Raw genomic sequence first — 20,238 nt, 5'->3', positions numbered from 1 at the left:
AGGAACACAAACACTCAAAAGCATCAACAAAGCACTTAAACTTATAATGTTTTGAACATTGATGCCCTCTCTTCCTCCTTTCTTTGTTATTCATCTTACGAATTTCATCAAAATGAAAACAGGGCAAATGTTGCGAGAGATTGAGGCAACTTTTAACTTCCATTGAGGTGTGTTCGGCTACATCATTAAAGTCCACATAACATCACATTTGAAGAGTACGGACATCTGGTTAATGCTGAACATTGACCCTTCATTCTTGCTTCATGCTAAACTCGAAACATTCTTTTTTCAGCCTTTATCGCAATTTATGAGTTCAAAGCCAGACTATCAACCCGGTGAATTTCAGTGGTCTTTTCTGCATCCCAAATATTGGGGCGTTTGGATTGGTATCGTCTTTCTCATGATATTGGCGATTCTTCCATGGGCAATTCAACACCGACTGGCAACCATCTTAGGTAACCTCAGCTTTAAATATTTGAAGTCGCGACGTAAAACCACCGTTCGTAATCTGGAGGTGTGTTTCCCTGAATGGTCGGCCCAAGAAGTCCTTGAAAATGCCCGTTTAGTTTTTATCGATCAAATGCTGGGCGTATTTGAAACGCTGAATGCGTGGTACAGCCCAAAGTGGTTTACTGGCCGTGTCAGTATTGAAGGTTTAGAACATATTCAAAAAGCACAAGCAGAAGGCAAAGGTGCACTGCTTTTAGGAACCCACTCTACTTTGCTCGATGCGGGTGGTTATCTATGCGCGCAGTATTTTGAACCAGATGTGGTGTATCGCCCGCAAAATAATCCACTGCTGGATATGCTCATTTACCGTTGTCGTGCCACCATTTATGCACATCAAATTGATCATGATGACATGCGTGGTTTGGTCCGTTACTTAAAAAATGGCCATGCCATTTGGTATAGTCCAGATCAAGACTTTGGTTTAAAACAAGGTGTTATGGCGCCATTTTTTGGCGTTCCCGCAGCGACAGTTACAGCACACCGTCGTTTATTGAAAATGACCAAAGCCGCAGCCATTCCTCTGTATTTTTATCGTAATGGGGATATTAAAAACCCACAATACAAAGTGTTGATTGAACCTGCGGTGGAAAACTTACCCAGTGAAGATGAAGTCGATGATGCGACACGCGTGAATCAAATTATTGAAAATCAACTCCGTATTGCTCCGACTCAATATATGTGGTTCCACCGTCGCTTTAAAACTCGCCCTGCAGGCTATGACAAGATTTATTCTTAACAAAAAAAGAGCTGCTTAAAAAGTAGAACCCGAGTTCTGCGTCCTGCAAAACTCGGGTACATGAGGTTGTGCTTTCAACGTTATTCTTGTTTTATTCGGTGGCATTCCATACCCACATCATATCCATGATGATTTCCATCAGCTTCAACTTCCATACTGGGATGATCCATTCCCGCTCCATCTGCTGATGAGACTAGAATACGGGGATACCAAATGACTAACCATTCGTCAGATTCCCAAATCCCTGTAAGCCATATCCTACACTGATGAAATCCGAGCACCCCGTATGTTTACTGGTAATCTTTGGCAATTTTATCTGTCACCTGCTTACCTTCCCGTTCCGCTTTCTCAATTCCATCTTCAATCGCCTCCTGCGCTTCTTGCTCATCGGCTTCGGTTTGCTCTAGCTCTTCTTGTAATTGCTCAAACACCCGACCGGTTTGAAGCACCACATATACAGGGAAATGATCTGAACCAATATGTGCTAAACGCTGCATCTGCACTAAGGCAAAATCCGTACTGTGAAAAACATGATCCAGTGACCAGCGCAGTAAGGGATAATCTGCATGAAAAGTATTGACAAAATGTCGTCCAACTCGCGGGTCTAGCAGCCCACTGATCCGTTGAAAAAGTCGTGTCGTGCGCGACCATGCCACATCATTCAAATCCCCCATCACAATGCAGCTCTCATCCAAATCTTTAATCTGATCCCCGACTATCAATAATTCAGCATCACGTAAAGTAGAGTCTTTGGCTTCGGTCGGACTTGGCGGTTTCGGGTGTAAGCAGTACAGTTGCACTGGCTGTCCTGACCTTAAGATGACTGTGGCATGAATCGAAGGAATTTCATCGCTCAAAATAAACTTAACGTCAATATCTTTAAGCGCTAAACGACTGTACAAATGCATGCCATACAGATTATCCAAAGGCACTGCAACCCGATAGGGATAGTCATCTTCTAATACACTCAAGGCTTGTTCCCAATGTGCATCCGACTCTAAAGTCAAAATCAAATCCGGTTGATGCTGATGAATCTGTTGCAGCAATAAGTGATATTGAGTATTGGGCGTTAGTACATTCGACACAATTAAAGAAATCTGGCATTCTGGCTGTAACTCTGTTTTGGCAACCGTTTTGACCTGCTTTTTCCACATAAAGGTATAAGGCAACACCATTTTGAGTTGGTACGCCACTGCCGCAATCAACCCCAGCAAAATGACTTCACGCACCCAATTCCAAGGAGCATCCCAAACTAACATCAAGATAAATGCAATCAACCCCAATGCCAAAATCTGTAAGCGTGGAAAATCTGCGCCTCGAAACCACCATTCATCTCGTGGAATCAGTGACCAGAAGCTTAACCAAATCACAACACATGCCAGCAACTCAACCCAGATCATAGATACCCACTCTTATATTCTTAATTTTTTGTAGATTCATAAATTAATATCAATTTTGCATGTAACATAAACAAGATATATTGCACAATATAATTGCTGTTTTCATTGTGTAGTGCTTGCAGTTAAGCGCTCTTTTGATACACTCGAATCCCCTTTTAATTTTTAACGCACCGAGGCAAAGTGACATGAAAGTAGGTCTGGTCGGTTGGCGCGGGATGGTTGGTTCCGTCCTTATGCAACGTATGGTTGAAGAGAATGATTTTGCTCATTTTGAGCCATTTTATTTCTCTACCAGTAATGCAGGCGGTGAAGCGCCTGCGTTTGGCGGTAAAACTGCCCCAGCACTTATGGATGCATCAGACATTAACAGTCTGAAGCAAATGGATGTCATTATTACCTGCCAAGGTGGCGACTATACCTCAGAAGTTTTCCCGAAGCTCAAAGCAGAAAACTGGACAGGCTATTGGATTGATGCGGCATCTACACTTCGTATGGAAGATGAAGCCATCATCGTACTTGACCCTGTCAACATGAACGTGATTAAAGATGGTTTAGTGAACGGTACCAAAACATTCGTGGGCGGTAACTGTACAGTTTCACTGATGCTGATGGGCTTAGGTGGTTTATTCCAAAACAATTTAGTGGAATGGGCAACCTCGATGACTTATCAAGCAGCATCGGGTGCTGGTGCGCAAAATATGCGTGAACTGATCTCTGGTATGGGCTATTTGTACAACAACACCAAAGATTTGTTAGATGACCCACGCTCTCCAATTCTAGATATCGACTCTAAAATTGCGGAATTACAACGTGGCGAAGGTTTCCCTTCAGCAAACTTTGGCGTGCCATTAGCAGGCTCACTCATTCCTTATATCGACAAACAATTAGACAGCGGTCAGTCGAAAGAAGAATGGAAAGGTCAAGTTGAAACCAACAAGATCTTGGGCAACCAGCAAATCGTTCCGATTGACGGTCATTGTGTACGTATTGGTGCGATGCGTTGTCACTCTCAAGCTTTAACATTAAAGCTGAAGAAAGACGTGCCTCTCGATGAAATCGAAGATATGTTACGTAGCGCAAACCAATGGGCAAAAGTGGTTCCAAATACCCGTGAAGCGTCTATGACTGACTTAACACCTGTGGCTGTAACAGGCACATTAACTGTTCCTGTTGGTCGTCTACGCAAATTGAATATGGGCAAAGAGTACTTAGGTGCTTTCACTGTCGGTGATCAATTGCTTTGGGGTGCTGCAGAACCCTTACGTCGTATGCTCCGTATCCTGATTGACTACAAAAATACTTAAGCATTTACCCGCTAAAGTATTAAGCCGATCACACTTGATCGGCTTTTTTTTGTAACCCTGATGTTAACGTTTTACAAATAACACACAACTCGCTAATCTATAATTTTCGCTTTGCGATCTGTGACCGAGCTAAAGATTAAGATGACCGTAAATAACAAATTAAAGATAGCCATTTTAGCCATTATTGCTTCGCAAAATGTGAATGCGATCACTGTTGATCCTATTCAAATTCAATCTGCACCTGGGGAGCTATTGTATGCAGAATTGAACTTTCACGATGCCGATCCGAATGCTCCGATTCAAGCCAGTCTAGCCAGCGCAGAAGATTTAATGTCTCTTGGTGTCATGCATCAGCCGCCCAGTAATCTGAACTTTTTTACCCGTCGTACCAGCGCCAGTACAGGTGTGATTACGATTACTTCTTCACGCCCTTTAACTGAAGCGGAACTGAACATTGTCGTCAAAATCAAAGAAGGCAATGCGGCACGGCTACAACATATTAAAACAGCCAATAAACGCTCGGCAGCACTTCAAGCCCGTACGAATAATAATGAAAAAGCCTTAAAACCGGTGGTGATTGTCAACGAAAAAGATATTGCGCTGAACTTACCTGTTAGCACACAATTCAATAGCTTAAAAACAACAGCTGCGCCGACGACAAACACGACACCACTCAAACTCAATAACCATACCCCACCAAGCATGAGTGCGACCGCTATTACAGCGCCAACGCAAGTTATTTCAGTAGCGTCTACACAAATTGCAGCAGCTGCTCAAACATCAACTCCACGTGCTGAACCGATTACTCAAGCGAAAAAATCGGCAGATCCGTTAGTGCAAAAGTATGCCGATTCAGTTCAAAAATCAGATGCGCCAATTTCAGCACAGGCTAGCCCTCAAGCTAGTCCATCGACAGCAAAAACAATACCTGCTGCCCCTGCAACTACTGCACGCCAAGCCGCACCTCAAAGTGCCCATGTAGTTCGGTCAAATGAATCTCTCTGGGGCATTGCATCGCGCATTGCTGCTGATGAAAACCGTCCTGTCGGTGAAGTCATGCAACAAATTAAAGCCAAGAATGAACATGCCTTTATTCAAGGTGACGTAAACCGCTTACGTCGTGGTGCTAACCTCAATTTAACGGGTCTACAAACAGCAAAATCAGAACAAAAAGCCTCCGTTTCATCACTTCCAAAACAAAGTTCACAGCAATCCGGCAAGGCGAAATACCGCCTCAATCAAGCAGAGATGAGTTTGGTTGCAGAGAAAGAGCAAGATTCAAGCCACGGTTCTGCCAAGAAGTCGACAGAAAAGAATCAAACATCAAACGAGTTGTCATTTAAAGTTATGACATCTCGTGAAAAAACCGTTAAATTACAGAGAAACGTAACACAATTAGAAGTGGCACTTAATCAGAAAGATCAGAGAATTCAATTACTAAACGCTCGTCTTGCACAATTGCAACAACAATTGAAAGCACAACAAACTGAGAAAAAGCCAACACACTAAAGTGTTATTTTGATTATTTGATTTTGGATGAACTTGCACAAAGACAAGTTCAAAAGGGGTAAAACATGCTTATTTATGTGATTCCATTTATCTTACTATTGGTTGTTGCCATAGTCTTAAAAAAGCGTGAGGCGAGTAAAGAAGCAGAACCAAAAACTCAAAAAACGGTTGCTGCAAAAAATAAAGCCAAAAAAACCAGTTCGTCTAAAAAATCCCCGCAACAAACTCAAGTCGTTGAAGATGTTGTTGCTAAAAAAGCCACGACACCACTCGCCACAGATCTACGTAATAAAATTGAAGGTCAAATTCGCGACCGCAATTTCTTCTCAGCTGAAGCACAAATCAACCAAGCCCTAAATAAAGACAATTCACAACACGAATTATATTTACTGTTGCTCGATATTCACTTGCTTCAAAAAGATGAGTTTGCCATCAGCCAATTACTGAATCATTTACGTTCTTTAGAACTGGATGATATTTTGGCACAAGCAGAAGCCAAAAAATCGGATTACGATCAATTACATCAAAATAGCCGTGACACGATTGAGTTTAAACCAACTGAAATTGCACCATCTGCACCAAAACCTGTAGAAGCGACCAATACTGCCGACTTCGATGCCCTGATGTCATCAAACAATCCGGCTCCTGCTCCTGTGCAAGCTCCTGTTGTTGAACCGGTTCAAGACATTAAACCGCTTGATTTTGATACCTTAGCATTTACCACCACAACAACGGCTCAACCTGAACCGAGTATCGAAGTTCAAAGCTTAGATTTTGATATCTCTAGTTTAAATACACCAACAGCAGAACCAGCCAAACCTGCTGAAGAACTTAAACCGCTCGATTTCGGTTCACTCTCTTTAGAAAGCACGCCTGCTCAACCAGCAGAAACTGCTGCAGCTGACATCCAACCTTTAGATTTTTCGTTCAATCTCGACACAGCAGCTACAACAGCGCCAGAAGCAGAAACTTCGCCGGCTGCTGTAGATGAGCGTCCTGAATTTACATTTGATTTTTCAAGCGAATCCACAGCTGAAGCAGTAAAAGACATCCCTGCTTTTTCTTTTGATACGGTTAGCTCAAGTGAAGCGATAGTAGAAGAAACACCAGCAGTTGTTACGCCAAGCCTCAGTTTTAGTCTAGAGTCTACTGCACCTGCCAATACGGTGGATCAAAGCGATCCTCTGGTACAGTCTTTCCCTCAACTGAACGAAGTCAATGAAATACACTTAAACATTGAATTGGCTGAACAATACATTCAACTCGGCGCTTTCGAAGCTGCACGTGAAATTTTGGTTGAACAAGAACCAAGTTACTCTACGGAACAACGTCAGCAAGTAGAACAGTTACTGAGTCGCATAGCATACTAAGCCATTTCGTTTTAAACTAAAGCAGTCATCACCGACTGCTTTTTTTATAATGAAAAAAATTGTGCTTATCTATATGGGTGGAACCTTTGGCTGTATTGGCGAACCCTTACAACCAATGCCTGCCGAAGACTTTATTCCCAAGCTCACACATGTCTTGCCGATTCATCTCGACATTGAATGTTTTATTGCACCCGTCATTAAAGACAGTAGCGCCTGTACGGCTGCAGACTGGTTATTGCTGATTCAGCAGATTCAACAATTACAACTGCAACAATTCCAGCATTTTGTCGTGATTCATGGCACAGATACCTTAAGCTATGCCAGTGCTGTCGCCGCACACTTTATCGCAGACTCCGCACGTGTGGTTTTCACGGGTAGCCAATATCCATTGCTGAATGTACAAGGTACAGATACGCGTGAATTTAGCGATGCGATTAGTAATTTGAATTTTGCCTTAGATGCGGTGATGAAACATCCTGTCGGAGTGTATCTGGCTTTTCATCAACAGGTATTGCATGCGCAAACCGCGTTAAAACGACATACCACAGAACTGGATGCTTTTACAGGCGTCATGGCTGAACAGCCGATTCCACATAGCTTAAAAACACACATAGTACAAACAGGTGATGTAGAACAATCCCACCAGTTCAATTGCCTCAATCTGATGATGCAACCTGTTGCCTTAGCGCAACAATTGCAGAATTTGAAAAACCTGCTTACAGCCCCACCACATTTCCTTATTTTACAGGGTTTTGGAACGGGTAATTTAGCCGTAAATGCCGAGTTGATAGCACTTTTCGATGAATTTTACGCACAAGGCTGTGTTGTTATCTTAAGCACCCAAGTCCCTTTCGGCCGTACTGATCAGCGCTATGCAGTTGCCGCGTGGACAACTCAGGCCAAAATAATTGTTAGTGATTGCCTCGGGCATGCAGATCTGTATGCCAAAGCCCTTAAAATGTATTTACAATACCCCAGCGCTGAAGCACGCTTCAGCCATTGGCATGATTTGGGTTAATTTGAGGTACATATGCAACGTTTTGCGATCGGCATTGAGTTTTGTGGGACACACTATCGTGGTTGGCAAACCCAGCAAACAGGTGTGATCAGCGTACAAGAGACGATTGAAAAAGTACTCTCTAAAATTGCCAATGAGCCAATTAGCTTACATGGTGCTGGTCGTACCGATGCGGGCGTCCATGCCACCAATATGGTGGCGCATTTTGATAGTTCGGCACTTCGTTCAGAGCGCGGTTGGTTAATGGGCAGCAACAGCCAACTGCCAAAAGATATCTCGATCCAGTGGATCAAAGCGATGGACCAAGACTTTCATGCGCGCTTCAAAGCGCAGGCACGTCGTTATCGCTATGTGGTTTATAATCACCAGCAACGTCCTGCTCTTATGCATAAACAAGTCACACACGCTTATTACGCACTAGATGTGGCGAAGATGATGCAAGCTGCTCAAAAGTTCGAAGGCACGCATAACTTTGAAAGCTTCCGTGCAGCCGCATGCCAATCCAATCAACCTGTGCGCCATGTTAGCCATTGTCGCTTAATTCAACATGGTCCATATTTGGTCCTCGACATTCAGGCCGATGGTTTCTTGCACCATATGGTCCGTAATATCATGGGCTGCTTACTGGAAATTGGTCAAGGTATGTATGAAGTCGAGCATATTGAGGCTATTTTCGCAGCAGAAGACCGTAAAGCCGCAGGTATTACTGCCCCTCCTGATGGGCTATATTTCATTCATGCCGACTATCCAGCGCAGTTTGAGCTACCTAAGCAGCCGCTTGGGCCGCACTGGCTCAATATGCCTGAATAATTTATTTTTAGATCCTCCACCTAACCGGCTTTTTCAAAGGAGGGGAGAAATTCCTCCCTTTTATAAAGGGAGGTTAGGAGGGATTTCTTAACGCTGCTTACGCTTGCGATATTCCACTGGGGTTTCATTGGTCCAGCGTTTAAATGCACGATAGAAGGTACTTGGCTCAGAAAAGCCCGTCAAATACACGATACGCTCTACACTTTCAGCCGTATTGGCCAAAAGTTTTTTTGCCAAACGGCAGCGATAATCAGACAAAATTTGCTGGAAGCTAGTATTCGCCTCACTAAGCTGTGTGCGTAAACGCCTTGGGGTAATACTGAGCTGTGAAGCCACTGTTTCAAGTGTGGTTTCGCCACTTTCTAGGGTTGAACCTATCGCGCGACGGACTTCACCCACCAAATCATAACGGGCTAATTCTTGAAGTTTTTCAATCGCTAACTGCTCATGCAGTTGCAATAATTCAGGTTCCGCTTGCCACAACGGATAAGCCAAAATACTTGGGTCAAAATATAAGCGGGTTTCTTTTTGCCCTAGACTAACCGGGCACTCATATACGCGGAAATACTCATCATCAAACGCGCCTTTACTGAAGTTAAAATCAATATAGATCGGTTCAAAGCGCCCTTCAGTAATAAATTTAAAGAACCGTAAAATACCTGACATCGCACATTCAGAAAAATGTCGATTGACCAAATTTTCAGCCCAAGGTTGTTCCCCATTGGTCAAATAACACCGGTCATCTTCAACCACCAACTTGGCATGAAAGGCATCACTGATCAATCGCTGATAAGCCAAAGCGCGTTTCAAACCCTCACCAAAGTTTTCGGATGAAATAAATAAATGCTCAATCACTTGGCCACGGTATAAAGGTAGATTTTCACCCAAATGTAGACCGATGTCTGGATCTCGGCTCACCTCTTCTGCCGCCACCCAAAAAGCGTATTGTGCGCTCAAAGGCGTACGCTCATTGGTTTCCATCTGATTTAATGCAACACCAGCCTTTGTTAAAATTTCTTCTGTTGGCAACCCTGAACGACGAATCGCTTGGTAGCCTAATCGCAATACAACCGATGCATCCGTTAGCTGACCCACGCTAGAACCTTCCTTGTATGTTCTTCATTTATACATAAAACATTAAAATTAGATTAACTGCGATTGACCGAACTGACAACAACTTATACAGTTTTTTTGTTGAAAATATTTATTCCGCTTGTTCGCTTATTTTACTGACAGATGATCAGGCAACCGCCCATTCCGCCTTGTTTTATGCAAAAAAATTGACTATAATTTGCGCCTTTCCAATTTATTCATTCAGGTAGGCTATGGCCAATAAAGAGGAACTCATCGAGTTCGAAGGCGTTGTCACCGAGACGCTTCCTAATACTATGTTTCGTGTACGTTTAGAAAACGGTCATGAAGTGATTGCTCACATCTCTGGTAAAATGCGTAAACACTATATTCGTATTTTGACTGGCGACAGTGTTAAAGTAGAAATGACACCTTATGATTTGTCTAAGGGTCGTATCACTTATCGTGCGCGCTAAGTTTTAGCGAAGCGAAAAAGCCACTTTTTAAGTGGCTTTTTTAATGTCTGCGCTCAGACTAAAACGTTATGAATCAACTATATTCCAAGCAAAAATCAAACTATAATTAAATGAGATAACAACCTAATACGCCAAAACAATAATGAAGACGACTTCAACGAAGCTCGCTATTTTACTGTTCCCAATGCTATGTGTTGCTTGTGCCACAACAAGCGAAACTCGGCTCAAGCAAACTTTACAACACTATATCGGACAATCGTCACATCAAGTTCAAAATCAACTCAACCTCAATATCATGGGTTATAAAGTGCTCGGTGCTCCTGTATATACCCCAGAGAAACTGACCTAAACTCTGTTACGTAATATGCCTATTCCGATGGTAACCCCCAATCTTGGAACCAGTGTCAGTATGGGTGCGCCCATTCCGACACCTTTCAGCGGTAGCCTGAATATTGAAATGAAATGCAACATTGAGTTCAGACTGCATGATGATCTTGTGGAATCTATTCACTACATCGGCAAAGCGTGTTAGCGGCTGCGTTATGTTGAGTCGCCTACATACCGTTTATCTCAAATTACTCGAAACATACTCAAACGAACGTTCAGATATACAATACTAAAAGGGTCTTTCTCTGCTTAGGGGATGATCATGAAGCCCTTTATTGTCAGTTTTTTTAGTTCCATCTGCTTTCTACTGCTTCAAGCTTGCAGCAGCTCTCCAACGCAACACCAGACCGTCGTTTCACCCGCTAAAATTGCGCTCCCCGACTATTTAGAACAATATATCGGCCAAGATGTATCGAGCATTCGGCGCGAACTCAACTTACGTCAACTCGGTTATGAAACTTTAGGTACGCCGATTCAAACACCAAACCAACTGAGTTACACCATTGTCAGGCGGATTCAAATTCCAACCCCTATGCCCACTATGCGTAGCGACAGCAGTGTCGGTGCGATTCCTATTCCCACACATACTCCATTCTATGATGTTCAGTTAGAGTGCCAAGTCCACTTTTTATTAAAAGATAATATTGCGCAATCAATTCAATATCGAGGTAAAGCTTGTAAAGGTTATTAAAGCTTGGGCATAAAAAAACGCAGCGGATGGCTGCGTTTTCAAATTATTTTTGGCTTAGTTCAGTGCAGCCACAACCGCCTGCCCCATTTCGGCAGTACCCACTTTGCTCATACCTTCAGACATGATATCAGCGGTACGCAAGCCTTGATCTAGGACATTGCCTACTGCATCTTCAATCGCTTGAGCAGCAGCTTCTTCACGGAAGGTATATCGCAACATCATAGCTACTGAAAGAATAGTGGCTAATGGGTTGGCAATATTTTGTCCTGCGATATCGGGCGCCGAACCATGACATGGCTCATACATCCCTTTCGCATTTTCATCTAAGGATGCTGATGGCAACATCCCAATTGAACCTGTCAACATCGCGGCTTCATCAGACAAGATATCACCAAATAAGTTACCTGTCACAATCACGTCAAACTGTTTAGGCGCTCGCACCAATTGCATTGCAGCATTATCGACATACATATGCGACAAGTTAATGTTTGGATAGTCAGCTTCTTTCATCGCCGTTACGGTTTGTTTCCAAAGCTCCGTCACTTCAAGGACGTTGGCTTTATCAACCGAACAGACTTTGCCACCACGTAAACCAGCCATTTCAAAAGCCACTTTCGCAATACGCTTAATTTCAGACTCAGCATAAACGTCGGTGTTAAAACCTTGTTTTTCACCATTCTCAAGTTCACGAATCCCCCGTGGCTGACCGAAATAAATCCCGCCAGTTAATTCACGAACGATAAGAATATCAAGACCTGCTACAATTTCAGGCTTTAAGCTTGATGCATCTGCCAATTGCGGATACAAAATAGCTGGACGTAAGTTCGCGAATAAGTTTAATTCACTACGAATTTTTAACAAACCACGCTCTGGACGGATCGAACGCTCAATGTTGTCCCACTTCGGACCACCTACCGCACCAAGTAAAATTGCATCTGCATTTTTAGCTTGTGCTGCGGTCACATCTGGATAAGGTGAACCGTGTGCATCTATGGCAGCCCCACCGAGTAGGCCCTGTTCCCACGTTAAACCTAAATTGAATTGATCATTGACTCGTGTAAGTACCTGTTCTGCGGCTTTTACAATTTCAGGACCAATGCCGTCACCAGCCAAAATCAAAATATGTTTAGACATGAAATATTCCATTGTTGGTGAGTTCTGACTCACACGATTAAAGTTTTTGTTCTACAAACTCGCCCAAGCCATTTAAGACATTGTAAGGTTTGCAAAAACGACGAATTGTTCTTTGGTTTTGCTTTAAATCGACACATAAAGGGTCAGGTGCAGACATATTCAACAAACTTCCCTGATGTCGACTGCGCGCACGGAACATTCTAAAGGTGTAGCGTTCCGCAGGCTTAAAACGATGAATGACATGCAGCGTTTCAGCGCGATCGACCGAAACGGGATAGAAGCGAATCACCAGTTCATGTTGCCCCGCTGGCACTGACAGAAACAAGGCATTCGCTTCATTCAAATCATCTCGTTTTAACCGCACAACCTTCTCTCGAATAGCCTCACGGCTGACACGATGATTGTCTGCATCCACAATTTTGATCTGATTCCATCGCTCAAATTCGCAGTTCACCGTACCAGTACAGTAAAGCTGTGCATTATTTTTACTCGCTGGGGTATCCTGAATACGCTTTATGCTTGCCGTATTCATGCTTTGGCAGGCAGTTAATGTTCCCACCAACGCCAGTAGAGCGATACGACTGTAACTCGTCACCATTGTTCAAGCCCAACCTTTACCAGTAGCAAAACGTTTAAAATTCTTTTGCTCGATATTAACAAGAGATGGACTCAAGCACTAGATGCATCGAATTTTCAATTAAGCATGAATTTCAGCAAACACCCACGGACGTGATGCTTTGGTCTTTTCTTCATAGGCTTTGATGTCATCTGCAACCTGTAAAGTTAAACCAATATCATCCAAACCATTTAACAAACAGTGCTTACGAAATGGATCGACTTCAAATGTGAAGGCTTCGCCCGATGGTGTACGCACTTCTTGCGCGCCCAAATCAATCGTCAGCTGATAACCTTCTGTTGCTGCACATTCTTTGAAAAGTTGATCAACAATTTCTTCAGACAAAATCACAGGTAACATGCCATTTTTGAAACTATTATTAAAGAAAATGTCGGCATAGCTGGGTGCAATCACAGTACGGAAACCATATTCTTCCAATGCCCACGGCGCATGTTCGCGGCTTGAGCCACAACCAAAGTTCGCCCGAGAAATTAAGATACTGGCCCCTTGGTAACGTGGCTGATTCAATGCAAAATCAGGGTTTTTAGGACGTTTAGAATTGTCTTGTCCTAAAAAACCTTCATCTAAATAACGCAACTCATCAAATAAGTTTTCACCAAAACCCGTGCGCTTAATGGATTTCAAAAACTGTTTTGGAATGATCAAGTCTGTATCGACATTGGCACGGTCTAAAGGTGCAACGATACCCTGTTCAACGGTATATTTTTTCATGTCTATGCTCCCAAGCCCGAATTAAAATGAACGCACATCGACAAAGTGACCTGCAATCGCTGCTGCGGCTGCCATTGCTGGACTCACCAAGTGCGTACGACCGCCATTGCCCTGACGACCTTCGAAGTTACGGTTAGAGGTCGATGCACAGTGCTCACCGGGTTGTAATTTGTCTGCATTCATGGCTAAGCACATTGAACAACCTGGCTCACGCCATTCAAAGCCCGCTTCAATCAAAACTTTGTCTAAGCCTTCAGCTTCTGCTTGAGCTTTCACTAAACCAGACCCTGGAACCACCATGGCTTGTTTAATCGTACTTGCCACTTTTTTGCCTTTAGCCACTTCAGCCGCGGCACGAATATCTTCAATGCGTGAATTGGTACATGAACCAATAAAGACACGGTCTAATTGAATATCAGCCAATGCCTGACCTGCGGTTAAACCCATATAATTATAAGCTCGCGTCCAATCATTGCGTTGCACTTCATCTTTGGCTTGTTCTAAAGTTGGTACAGCTTGAGTCACTGGAATCACCATTTCAGGCGATGTACCCCAAGACACTTGTGGCTCAATCTCTTCACCTTGCAATACAATTACTGTGTCAAAATGCGCGTCTGCATCCGAATGTAAGGTATTCCAATATGCAACAGCAGCATCCCACTGTGCGCCTTGTGGTGCATATGGACGGTCTTTGACATAGGCAATGGTTTTGTCATCGACAGCAACCATACCTACACGTGCACCGCCTTCAATCGCCATATTACACACCGTCATACGACCTTCAATCGACATATCACGGAACACTTGACCACCAAACTCGATGGCATGACCTGTACCGCCTGCAGTACCAATTTTACCGATGATGGCTAAAACCACGTCTTTCGGTGTTACGCCCTGACCCAATTGACCATCAACACGCACCAACATGTTTTTCATCTTCTTTTGAACCAAGCATTGGGTTGCCAATACATGCTCCACTTCAGATGTACCAATCCCGTGCGCCAAACAGCCAAATGCACCATGTGTTGCCGTATGAGAGTCTCCACACACCACCGTCATACCCGGTAAAGTCAAACCTTGCTCAGGCCCGACCACGTGTGCAATGCCTTGACGGACATCATTAATGTCAAACTGCACCACATTAAAGGTTTTACAGTTGTCGTCTAAGGTTTGAACTTGGATACGTGAAGTATCATCTTCAATACCTGCGATTCCCTCTGAGCGCTCTTTGGTCGATGTTGGAACGTTATGATCAGGGGTTGCCACATTCGCACTTAAACGCCATGGTTTACGACCCGCAAGTTGTAAACCTTCAAAGGCTTGCGGAGAAGTCACTTCATGTAATAAATGACGGTCGATATAGAGTAAAGCCGAGCCATCGTCGCGTTGTTTTACTAAGTGGTCATCCCACAATTTGTCATACAATGTTTTTGCTTGTTGGTTTTCGCCTGCCATGTCGATTGACTCCACTGGACTGGGTAATTCTTTCATTAAAATCGATTATAGCGACGATTTCACATAAATCTAATTTATCATTTTTATTAATTTAGAAACTTTTTGGAATTATTTTAAATTAATACCTTGTATCTTGGAGCTTGTAGTGATTAGCTTCCACTATATGCAAATTGTAGAGTTTGTAATAGACCTAAGACTTTTAGTCTGTGAAAGAGATAAAACCTACAATTTGCCCTAACCACTTGCACAACTCTGGACGGTAACTAAGCACTTTGATGCTGTATTCACAAGAAAAGACGGTGGTTATGCTAAAACAATAATTGGATAAATAAAGCAGGTAAAGATTATGTTTTATCTTGGTATTGATGTTGCTAAAGCTAAAATTGATTGCTGTTTAATTTTAGAAAATTCTGCAAGTAAAAAGAAAACCAAAACTTTTTCAAATACACCAAAAGGTTTTGAGCAACTTCAAACCTGGCTAAAGCAGCATGCTGCAACTTCTACGCAGACCATTATCTTAATGGAAGCCACATCTATTTATCATGAACTCTTGGCTAAATATTTATTTGATGCGGACTATCAAGTCTGTGTAACCAATCCTGCCAGAGCTCGATATTTTGCTCAGAGTATGTCTAAGCTAAATAAAACAGACAAGGTGGATAGTGAAGTTCTAGCTCGATTTGCGATGACTGCCGATCTACATTTTTGGCAACCTTTACCCCAACCTATTCAATTTCTGAATGCTTTGCTAGATAGAAGAGCTGTGCTTTGTGAAGATTTACAACGTGAAAAGAATCGTTTGGAAAAAGCAGAGTCTACCTTCACGATGGAACCTGTACTTCAGTCTATCCATAAGAGTATTAGGCAGTTAAACAAGCACATTCAGGGTATCGACCAGCAAATTGATGCTCATATCGATCAGAATCCTGATTTAAGAAATGATAAAGAACTGCTCAGCAGTATTCCAGCTATTGCAGATCGAACCAGTTTATTAATGCTCAGTTTCTTGCGCAGCCATACTTTTGAAAGCGCTAGTCAAGCGGCCGCCTTTGTTGGCTTGGTCCCCATTCAAAAGCAATCAGGTAGCTCCATTCATGGCAGAAGCCGTTTATCCAAAGCGGGCTCTTCCAAAATACGTGCCGGTTTATATATGGCAGCCATTGTCGCAACTCGGCATAATCCCCACATTAGAGGGATGAATGAAAGATTATTGGCCAATGGTAAAACCAAAATGATGGCGATTGGAGCTGCGATGAGGAAGTTGGTTCATCTTTGTTATGGTGTACTCAAACACCAACAACCTTATCAAGCGGATTATTGAGCATGAATTCTCAATAATTTGCTTGACGTTTCAGACGGTATCTCTTTGTTTCAATCCCTTTGATTGCAAGCCCTCATCGTTGGTTTTAATTCAAGCGCTATAGCCTATTTATCAACCTATTGTAGGCCTCGCAGTATATGTCTCTGCTCAGCCATGCAAGGTTTATCTTCCCTATTTAGACCCATACTTTTGAAGCTCGCTTCGTTGATGTGAATAGTAAGACAGCGACCTATGCATAGACTAAAGAGTGAAATCTACAGAAGCTTGTTTTATCAAGTAAAACATTCCAAACAATCGACTACGTCACCTTACATTCAAAAACCCAATCATGAGCAATCAAAATTTCATTTTGACTTTATTAATGATAATAATTACTATTTGCAAATGAAAGGCATTATTGAGAGGGTATTTATCATGGCGAACATTCAGAAATTTGTAGCGAACAATCAACGCATATTCAAAAAAACCCTAAGCTATTACATCATGCACATTACCGTGGCCATGATTGTGGCTTACTTTGTCACAGGTAACTTATGGATGGCGGTCACCCTCAGCTTATTAGAACCAACCGTTCAAGCCTTCGCATTCTTTTTCCATGAACGTATTTGGGAGAAAAAGAACCGTACCACAGAAGAAAATATTCCCGCTTAAGCCTTTATATCAAGCGCCCTCTCAACTCTCCAAAAGATCACATCAAGTGATCTTTTTTTATTTTAGTCCAGATCCAATAAGCTCCCGTTCATTTTAAAGATCGCAATTCATATAAAATTATTTTATAATTTAATTATACTTTCATAACTAGATTATCCTTATGAATCTTGCAGCCTTCGAAGCTTTTGTAAAAGTCATGGAAACCGGCTCTATTTCTTTAGCCGCAGATCAACTCTTCATTACGCAACCTGCTGTAACCAAACGTATTCATAGTTTAGAAGAATATTTTGGTGTGAAACTGTTTGAGTCTGCGGGTCGTGGTGTACAAGCCACACATGCCGCACATTCACTGCTGCCTAAAGTTAAAAACTGGCTCAATGAACTGGGTGACATTCACCATACCTTGAGTCATGAACAAGGCATGGTCCAAGGCAAACTCAAAATTGGCACCAGTCACCATATTGGTTTGCATCACTTGCCGAGCCATTTACGTAGCTATGTGCAAAGCTTTCCAAATGTCACCTTAGATGTGCACTTTGTCGACTCCGAGCAAGCGCATGAAAAAGTACTGGCGGGTGATTTGGAATTGGCATTTTTAACCCTACCGCCTAAACTCGATGAACGTTTGCAGTACGTCACCATTTGGGAAGATCCTTTAGTTTTTGTAGCAGCACCGTTTCATCCGCTGGCACAAATGCAAAACCTACAACTCGAAGACCTGATTCAATACCCAAGTTTATTGCCTGCATCACAAACCTATACCAGCCAAATCACCTTGGCAGAGTTTGAAAAACAAGGGCTGAAACCTAAAATCACCATGAGCAATAATCCACTCGAATCGATTCGTATGTTGGCATCGATTGGACTGGGCTGGTCAGTGCTTCCAAAAACGATGATTAACCAAGACCTACAGCAGTTGAATGTGAAGTTCGAAATGAACCGTCAACTCGGTATGGTTTGGCATCCGGGCAGAACCCAATCTCGTGCGGTGCAAGAACTGATTGCAATGATGAACTAAGCTTTACAGGCATTAAAAAACCATCCACAAGGATGGTTTTTTATTTTGCGCGAGCGAATTAAGAAGCACTAATAGCCAGTGCAACCAGCCCAAGCCAAATCACCAGCAAGATCGAACCTGCTACGATATTTGTACCCCCACGATTTTCTAATTCCGTATTGACGTTGCTATTTCCAAATTGGCGAATTTTGGCAATCTGCTGATCGACATGATGCTTATACAAGGTCTTCCCAAACATTCCAAATGCTACGGCCAAGCCAATATTTGCACCAGAACTTTCAATCCCCAAAAGTATTTCAACCATCCCTATGACCACAATCAAACCAATGGCCATAAAGCCATAAAGCCATAAAGCCATAAAGCCATAAAGCCATAAAGCCATAAAGCCATAAAGCCATAAAGCCATAAAGCCATAAAGCCATAAAGCCATAAAGCCATAAAGCCATAAAGCCATAAAGCCATAAAGCCATAAAGCCATAAAGCCATAAAGCCATAAAGCCATAAAGCCATAAAGCCATAAAGCCATAAAGCCATAAAGCCATAAAGCCATAAAGCCATAACTGTACATTTTTCGATAAAATAACCAGACCACACCTAAGAAAAAGGCGGCAATATTAAAACCTGCATATTGTTTCCTTGGCGTGATTTTTTGAAATTGAGCTTGATAGTAAGACTCATATTTCACACCTATAAACAGGGCACGATCTTGTTCTAATTGATTAACTGAAGCGACAGAGTCTAAAGATGTAGTGTCAGTAAAAGCTTGATGATCAAAAGACATAAATTTCTACTTTTATCTTATTTTTATAAACAGAGGCAAAGCTTCGACGCTCAGCCTCTTTAAGTTCTACTTATTTTTGGATGAGTGAATCTTCATGCAGGGATTCATTCAGCTGATCCACAATGATGGCCCACTCACCGTCCGATTTAATTTTTTCTGCCAAAAACTGACGTTGTGCTTCAGTCCAATACTCTGCATCAACAATCGTGGTTTGTGCGTTGAGCTGATGCGTTACAATAAACAAGGCGATGGCCTCTTCACTCGCATCTAAACCGAGTTGCTCAAACAGGTGGGTCATTCTTGGTCGTACACTCATATTTTTTCTCCACGCTTATGTTCTAATTTTTCATAGTCAAAATAGCTTTAGCCAAGATTCAACATAGCATATTTGGTTAATTTTCCAAGATCAGCCCACCTATAGCCCCACTATTTTATCTCTTTCAAATAAAAAAGACTGCCCGAAAGCAGCCTTTTTAAACAACGAAAGACAGATACTTAAATCGACCAGTCTTGAATTTCCCATGCCTGCTCTTTAGCCAATGCTTCTAGGCGGTCATCTGGATTGACGGCAATAGCATGGTCAGCATATTCAAGTAAAAAGCGATCATTGATGGAATCTGAATAAGCCCAAGACTCGCTGACATCACGCCCTGCAAGCCATTGATCTAAACGCGTCAATTTGCCTTTTTGATAGCATGGTGTATTGATCACTTTGCCCGTGTATTTACCCTCCACCACTTCAGCATTGGTCGCAATAATTTCACTAATCCCAAATTCACGAAAAATCGGTGCCGTAATAAAATCAGAGGTTGCGGTAATGCCAACCAAAGCATGTCCAGCATCGCGGTGTTTTTCAATGGCTGCAAAACCTTCAGGACGCATTTGCGGGCGAATCACTTTGTGCATGAACAGTTCATGCAGTTCAGTGAGGTAGGCATTGTCATGTTGAGTTAAAAATTCAAATACAAATTCATTATAGGCAATCGGGTCTAGCTGCCCTGCTTTGTAGTCTTCATAAAATTTATCGTTCATGGCGCGATGGCGAACTGGGTCGACCAAGCCTTCATTCACCAAAAACTCTCCCCAAGAATGATCTGAATCGGTGTTTAACAAGGTGTGATCGAGATCAAATAGCGCCAATTTCATGAAAATACTCGTAAAAACTGAAATTTAAGAAAAAATTTGTAAATCTATCTCCGCTAGTCGATAGAAATTCGTTAAGATCATAGCAATTTTAACATTTTTAAA

Annotated in this window: 21 protein-coding genes; 12 read left to right on the top strand and 9 right to left on the bottom strand. The window is 42.5% G+C overall.

Annotated elements, in window-relative coordinates; translation table 11 throughout:
• Positions 1 to 307: 307 nt before the first annotated feature.
• Entirely contained in the window at positions 308 to 1,246 is a 939-nt protein-coding gene (locus AC4CVD_RS02110; protein ID WP_426979004.1) for an LpxL/LpxP family acyltransferase, read from the top strand.
• Positions 1,247 to 1,536: 290 nt separating this feature from the next.
• Here AC4CVD_RS02110 and AC4CVD_RS02105 read toward each other — a convergent pair whose 3' ends face one another.
• Entirely contained in the window at positions 1,537 to 2,646 is a 1,110-nt protein-coding gene (locus AC4CVD_RS02105; protein ID WP_490751922.1) for an endonuclease/exonuclease/phosphatase family protein, read from the bottom strand.
• A 185-nt stretch (positions 2,647 to 2,831) separates the two neighbouring features.
• Between AC4CVD_RS02105 and asd the strand changes: the two genes are divergently transcribed.
• From asd to truA, 5 genes are all read left to right on the top strand, one after another.
• The gene (gene asd / locus AC4CVD_RS02100) at positions 2,832 to 3,950 is read left to right on the top strand and encodes an aspartate-semialdehyde dehydrogenase (protein WP_004692521.1); all 1,119 of its coding nucleotides are present in this window, start codon (positions 2,832 to 2,834) and stop codon (positions 3,948 to 3,950) included.
• A 141-nt stretch (positions 3,951 to 4,091) separates the two neighbouring features.
• Positions 4,092 to 5,459, top strand: coding sequence for a type IV pilus assembly protein FimV (locus AC4CVD_RS02095; protein ID WP_490751920.1), 1,368 nt, complete (start codon positions 4,092 to 4,094; stop codon positions 5,457 to 5,459).
• A 65-nt stretch (positions 5,460 to 5,524) separates the two neighbouring features.
• Complete coding sequence (locus AC4CVD_RS02090; RefSeq protein WP_490751919.1) at positions 5,525 to 6,829, top strand: hypothetical protein; 1,305 nt, start codon at positions 5,525 to 5,527, stop codon at positions 6,827 to 6,829.
• Positions 6,830 to 6,878: 49 nt separating this feature from the next.
• Entirely contained in the window at positions 6,879 to 7,847 is a 969-nt protein-coding gene (locus tag AC4CVD_RS02085; RefSeq protein ID WP_490751917.1) for an asparaginase, read from the top strand.
• Positions 7,848 to 7,859: 12 nt separating this feature from the next.
• Complete coding sequence (gene truA, locus AC4CVD_RS02080) at positions 7,860 to 8,657, top strand: tRNA pseudouridine(38-40) synthase TruA (protein WP_490751915.1); 798 nt, start codon at positions 7,860 to 7,862, stop codon at positions 8,655 to 8,657.
• Between the two features lie 87 nt (positions 8,658 to 8,744).
• On the opposite strand, the gene AC4CVD_RS02075 is transcribed toward truA, so the two are convergent.
• Positions 8,745 to 9,752: an AraC family transcriptional regulator gene (locus AC4CVD_RS02075; RefSeq protein WP_004692528.1), complete on the bottom strand. Its 1,008-nt coding sequence runs from the start codon at positions 9,750 to 9,752 to the stop codon at positions 8,745 to 8,747.
• Positions 9,753 to 9,982: 230 nt separating this feature from the next.
• On the opposite strand from AC4CVD_RS02075, the gene infA reads away from it, so the two are divergent.
• The 3 genes from infA (at position 9,983) to AC4CVD_RS02060 (ending at position 11,282) form a co-directional block, all read left to right on the top strand.
• Positions 9,983 to 10,204, top strand: a complete 222-nt coding sequence (gene infA, locus AC4CVD_RS02070) for a translation initiation factor IF-1 (RefSeq protein ID WP_004692529.1) — start codon at positions 9,983 to 9,985, stop codon at positions 10,202 to 10,204.
• A gap of 142 nt (positions 10,205 to 10,346) precedes the next feature.
• Complete coding sequence (locus AC4CVD_RS02065) at positions 10,347 to 10,553, top strand: hypothetical protein (RefSeq protein WP_348927412.1); 207 nt, start codon at positions 10,347 to 10,349, stop codon at positions 10,551 to 10,553.
• A gap of 300 nt (positions 10,554 to 10,853) precedes the next feature.
• The gene (locus AC4CVD_RS02060; protein ID WP_490751913.1) at positions 10,854 to 11,282 is read left to right on the top strand and encodes a hypothetical protein; all 429 of its coding nucleotides are present in this window, start codon (positions 10,854 to 10,856) and stop codon (positions 11,280 to 11,282) included.
• Between the two features lie 54 nt (positions 11,283 to 11,336).
• Here the strand turns inward: AC4CVD_RS02060 and leuB are convergent, their stop codons facing one another.
• The 4 genes from leuB to leuC form a co-directional block, all read right to left on the bottom strand.
• Complete coding sequence (leuB, locus tag AC4CVD_RS02055) at positions 11,337 to 12,416, bottom strand: 3-isopropylmalate dehydrogenase (RefSeq protein WP_010325845.1); 1,080 nt, start codon at positions 12,414 to 12,416, stop codon at positions 11,337 to 11,339.
• A gap of 37 nt (positions 12,417 to 12,453) precedes the next feature.
• Positions 12,454 to 13,014 carry a hypothetical protein gene (locus AC4CVD_RS02050; RefSeq protein WP_010325844.1) on the bottom strand — a complete coding sequence of 187 codons (561 nt, stop codon included), beginning with the start codon at positions 13,012 to 13,014 and terminating at the stop codon, positions 12,454 to 12,456.
• Between the two features lie 99 nt (positions 13,015 to 13,113).
• Positions 13,114 to 13,764, bottom strand: coding sequence for a 3-isopropylmalate dehydratase small subunit (gene leuD / locus AC4CVD_RS02045; RefSeq protein ID WP_005400865.1), 651 nt, complete (start codon positions 13,762 to 13,764; stop codon positions 13,114 to 13,116).
• Between the two features lie 21 nt (positions 13,765 to 13,785).
• Complete coding sequence (leuC, locus tag AC4CVD_RS02040; protein ID WP_490751911.1) at positions 13,786 to 15,219, bottom strand: 3-isopropylmalate dehydratase large subunit; 1,434 nt, start codon at positions 15,217 to 15,219, stop codon at positions 13,786 to 13,788.
• Positions 15,220 to 15,565: 346 nt separating this feature from the next.
• On the opposite strand from leuC, the gene AC4CVD_RS02035 reads away from it, so the two are divergent.
• The 3 genes from AC4CVD_RS02035 to AC4CVD_RS02025 all read left to right on the top strand — a co-directional run bounded on the left by AC4CVD_RS02035 (position 15,566) and on the right by AC4CVD_RS02025 (position 18,209).
• Positions 15,566 to 16,540 carry an IS110 family RNA-guided transposase gene (locus AC4CVD_RS02035; RefSeq protein ID WP_150378074.1) on the top strand — a complete coding sequence of 325 codons (975 nt, stop codon included), beginning with the start codon at positions 15,566 to 15,568 and terminating at the stop codon, positions 16,538 to 16,540.
• Positions 16,541 to 16,954: 414 nt separating this feature from the next.
• Positions 16,955 to 17,191 carry a DUF2061 domain-containing protein gene (locus tag AC4CVD_RS02030; RefSeq protein ID WP_004692541.1) on the top strand — a complete coding sequence of 79 codons (237 nt, stop codon included), beginning with the start codon at positions 16,955 to 16,957 and terminating at the stop codon, positions 17,189 to 17,191.
• A 160-nt stretch (positions 17,192 to 17,351) separates the two neighbouring features.
• On the top strand, positions 17,352 to 18,209 hold the full coding sequence (locus AC4CVD_RS02025; RefSeq protein ID WP_004692542.1) for a LysR family transcriptional regulator: 858 nt from the start codon (positions 17,352 to 17,354) through the stop codon (positions 18,207 to 18,209).
• Between the two features lie 58 nt (positions 18,210 to 18,267).
• Here AC4CVD_RS02025 and AC4CVD_RS02020 read toward each other — a convergent pair whose 3' ends face one another.
• The 3 genes from AC4CVD_RS02020 to AC4CVD_RS02010 form a co-directional block, all read right to left on the bottom strand.
• A complete protein-coding gene (locus tag AC4CVD_RS02020; protein ID WP_490751908.1) occupies positions 18,268 to 18,990 on the bottom strand; it encodes a DUF2628 domain-containing protein in 723 nt (240 codons plus the stop codon).
• Positions 18,991 to 19,060: 70 nt separating this feature from the next.
• On the bottom strand, positions 19,061 to 19,306 hold the full coding sequence (locus AC4CVD_RS02015; RefSeq protein ID WP_004978928.1) for a DUF2789 family protein: 246 nt from the start codon (positions 19,304 to 19,306) through the stop codon (positions 19,061 to 19,063).
• Between the two features lie 179 nt (positions 19,307 to 19,485).
• Positions 19,486 to 20,136 carry an HAD family hydrolase gene (locus AC4CVD_RS02010; RefSeq protein ID WP_004692545.1) on the bottom strand — a complete coding sequence of 217 codons (651 nt, stop codon included), beginning with the start codon at positions 20,134 to 20,136 and terminating at the stop codon, positions 19,486 to 19,488.
• Positions 20,137 to 20,238 lie beyond the last annotated feature (102 nt).

The sequence above is a fragment of the Acinetobacter sp. LipI_23 genome (assembly GCF_058243045.1).
Note: the sequence above shows the minus strand (reverse complement) of the source record. Positions and strands in the feature narration are given on the sequence as shown.

Coding starts and splice junctions, on each gene's coding strand:
- leuC (WP_490751911.1), bottom strand. CDS start 15,219: ATGGCAGGCGAAAACCAACAAGCAAAAACATTGTATGACAAATTGTGG.
- leuB (WP_010325845.1), bottom strand. CDS start 12,416: ATGTCTAAACATATTTTGATTTTGGCTGGTGACGGCATTGGTCCTGAA.
- AC4CVD_RS02095 (WP_490751920.1), top strand. CDS start 4,092: ATGACCGTAAATAACAAATTAAAGATAGCCATTTTAGCCATTATTGCT.
- AC4CVD_RS02110 (WP_426979004.1), top strand. CDS start 308: ATGAGTTCAAAGCCAGACTATCAACCCGGTGAATTTCAGTGGTCTTTT.
- asd (WP_004692521.1), top strand. CDS start 2,832: ATGAAAGTAGGTCTGGTCGGTTGGCGCGGGATGGTTGGTTCCGTCCTT.
- AC4CVD_RS02010 (WP_004692545.1), bottom strand. CDS start 20,136: ATGAAATTGGCGCTATTTGATCTCGATCACACCTTGTTAAACACCGAT.
- AC4CVD_RS02050 (WP_010325844.1), bottom strand. CDS start 13,014: ATGGTGACGAGTTACAGTCGTATCGCTCTACTGGCGTTGGTGGGAACA.
- AC4CVD_RS02085 (WP_490751917.1), top strand. CDS start 6,879: ATGAAAAAAATTGTGCTTATCTATATGGGTGGAACCTTTGGCTGTATT.
- AC4CVD_RS02060 (WP_490751913.1), top strand. CDS start 10,854: ATGAAGCCCTTTATTGTCAGTTTTTTTAGTTCCATCTGCTTTCTACTG.
- AC4CVD_RS02020 (WP_490751908.1), bottom strand. CDS start 18,990: ATGTCTTTTGATCATCAAGCTTTTACTGACACTACATCTTTAGACTCT.
- AC4CVD_RS02065 (WP_348927412.1), top strand. CDS start 10,347: ATGAAGACGACTTCAACGAAGCTCGCTATTTTACTGTTCCCAATGCTA.
- AC4CVD_RS02035 (WP_150378074.1), top strand. CDS start 15,566: ATGTTTTATCTTGGTATTGATGTTGCTAAAGCTAAAATTGATTGCTGT.
- AC4CVD_RS02030 (WP_004692541.1), top strand. CDS start 16,955: ATGGCGAACATTCAGAAATTTGTAGCGAACAATCAACGCATATTCAAA.
- AC4CVD_RS02015 (WP_004978928.1), bottom strand. CDS start 19,306: ATGAGTGTACGACCAAGAATGACCCACCTGTTTGAGCAACTCGGTTTA.
- infA (WP_004692529.1), top strand. CDS start 9,983: ATGGCCAATAAAGAGGAACTCATCGAGTTCGAAGGCGTTGTCACCGAG.
- AC4CVD_RS02090 (WP_490751919.1), top strand. CDS start 5,525: ATGCTTATTTATGTGATTCCATTTATCTTACTATTGGTTGTTGCCATA.
- leuD (WP_005400865.1), bottom strand. CDS start 13,764: ATGAAAAAATATACCGTTGAACAGGGTATCGTTGCACCTTTAGACCGT.
- AC4CVD_RS02025 (WP_004692542.1), top strand. CDS start 17,352: ATGAATCTTGCAGCCTTCGAAGCTTTTGTAAAAGTCATGGAAACCGGC.
- AC4CVD_RS02105 (WP_490751922.1), bottom strand. CDS start 2,646: ATGATCTGGGTTGAGTTGCTGGCATGTGTTGTGATTTGGTTAAGCTTC.
- truA (WP_490751915.1), top strand. CDS start 7,860: ATGCAACGTTTTGCGATCGGCATTGAGTTTTGTGGGACACACTATCGT.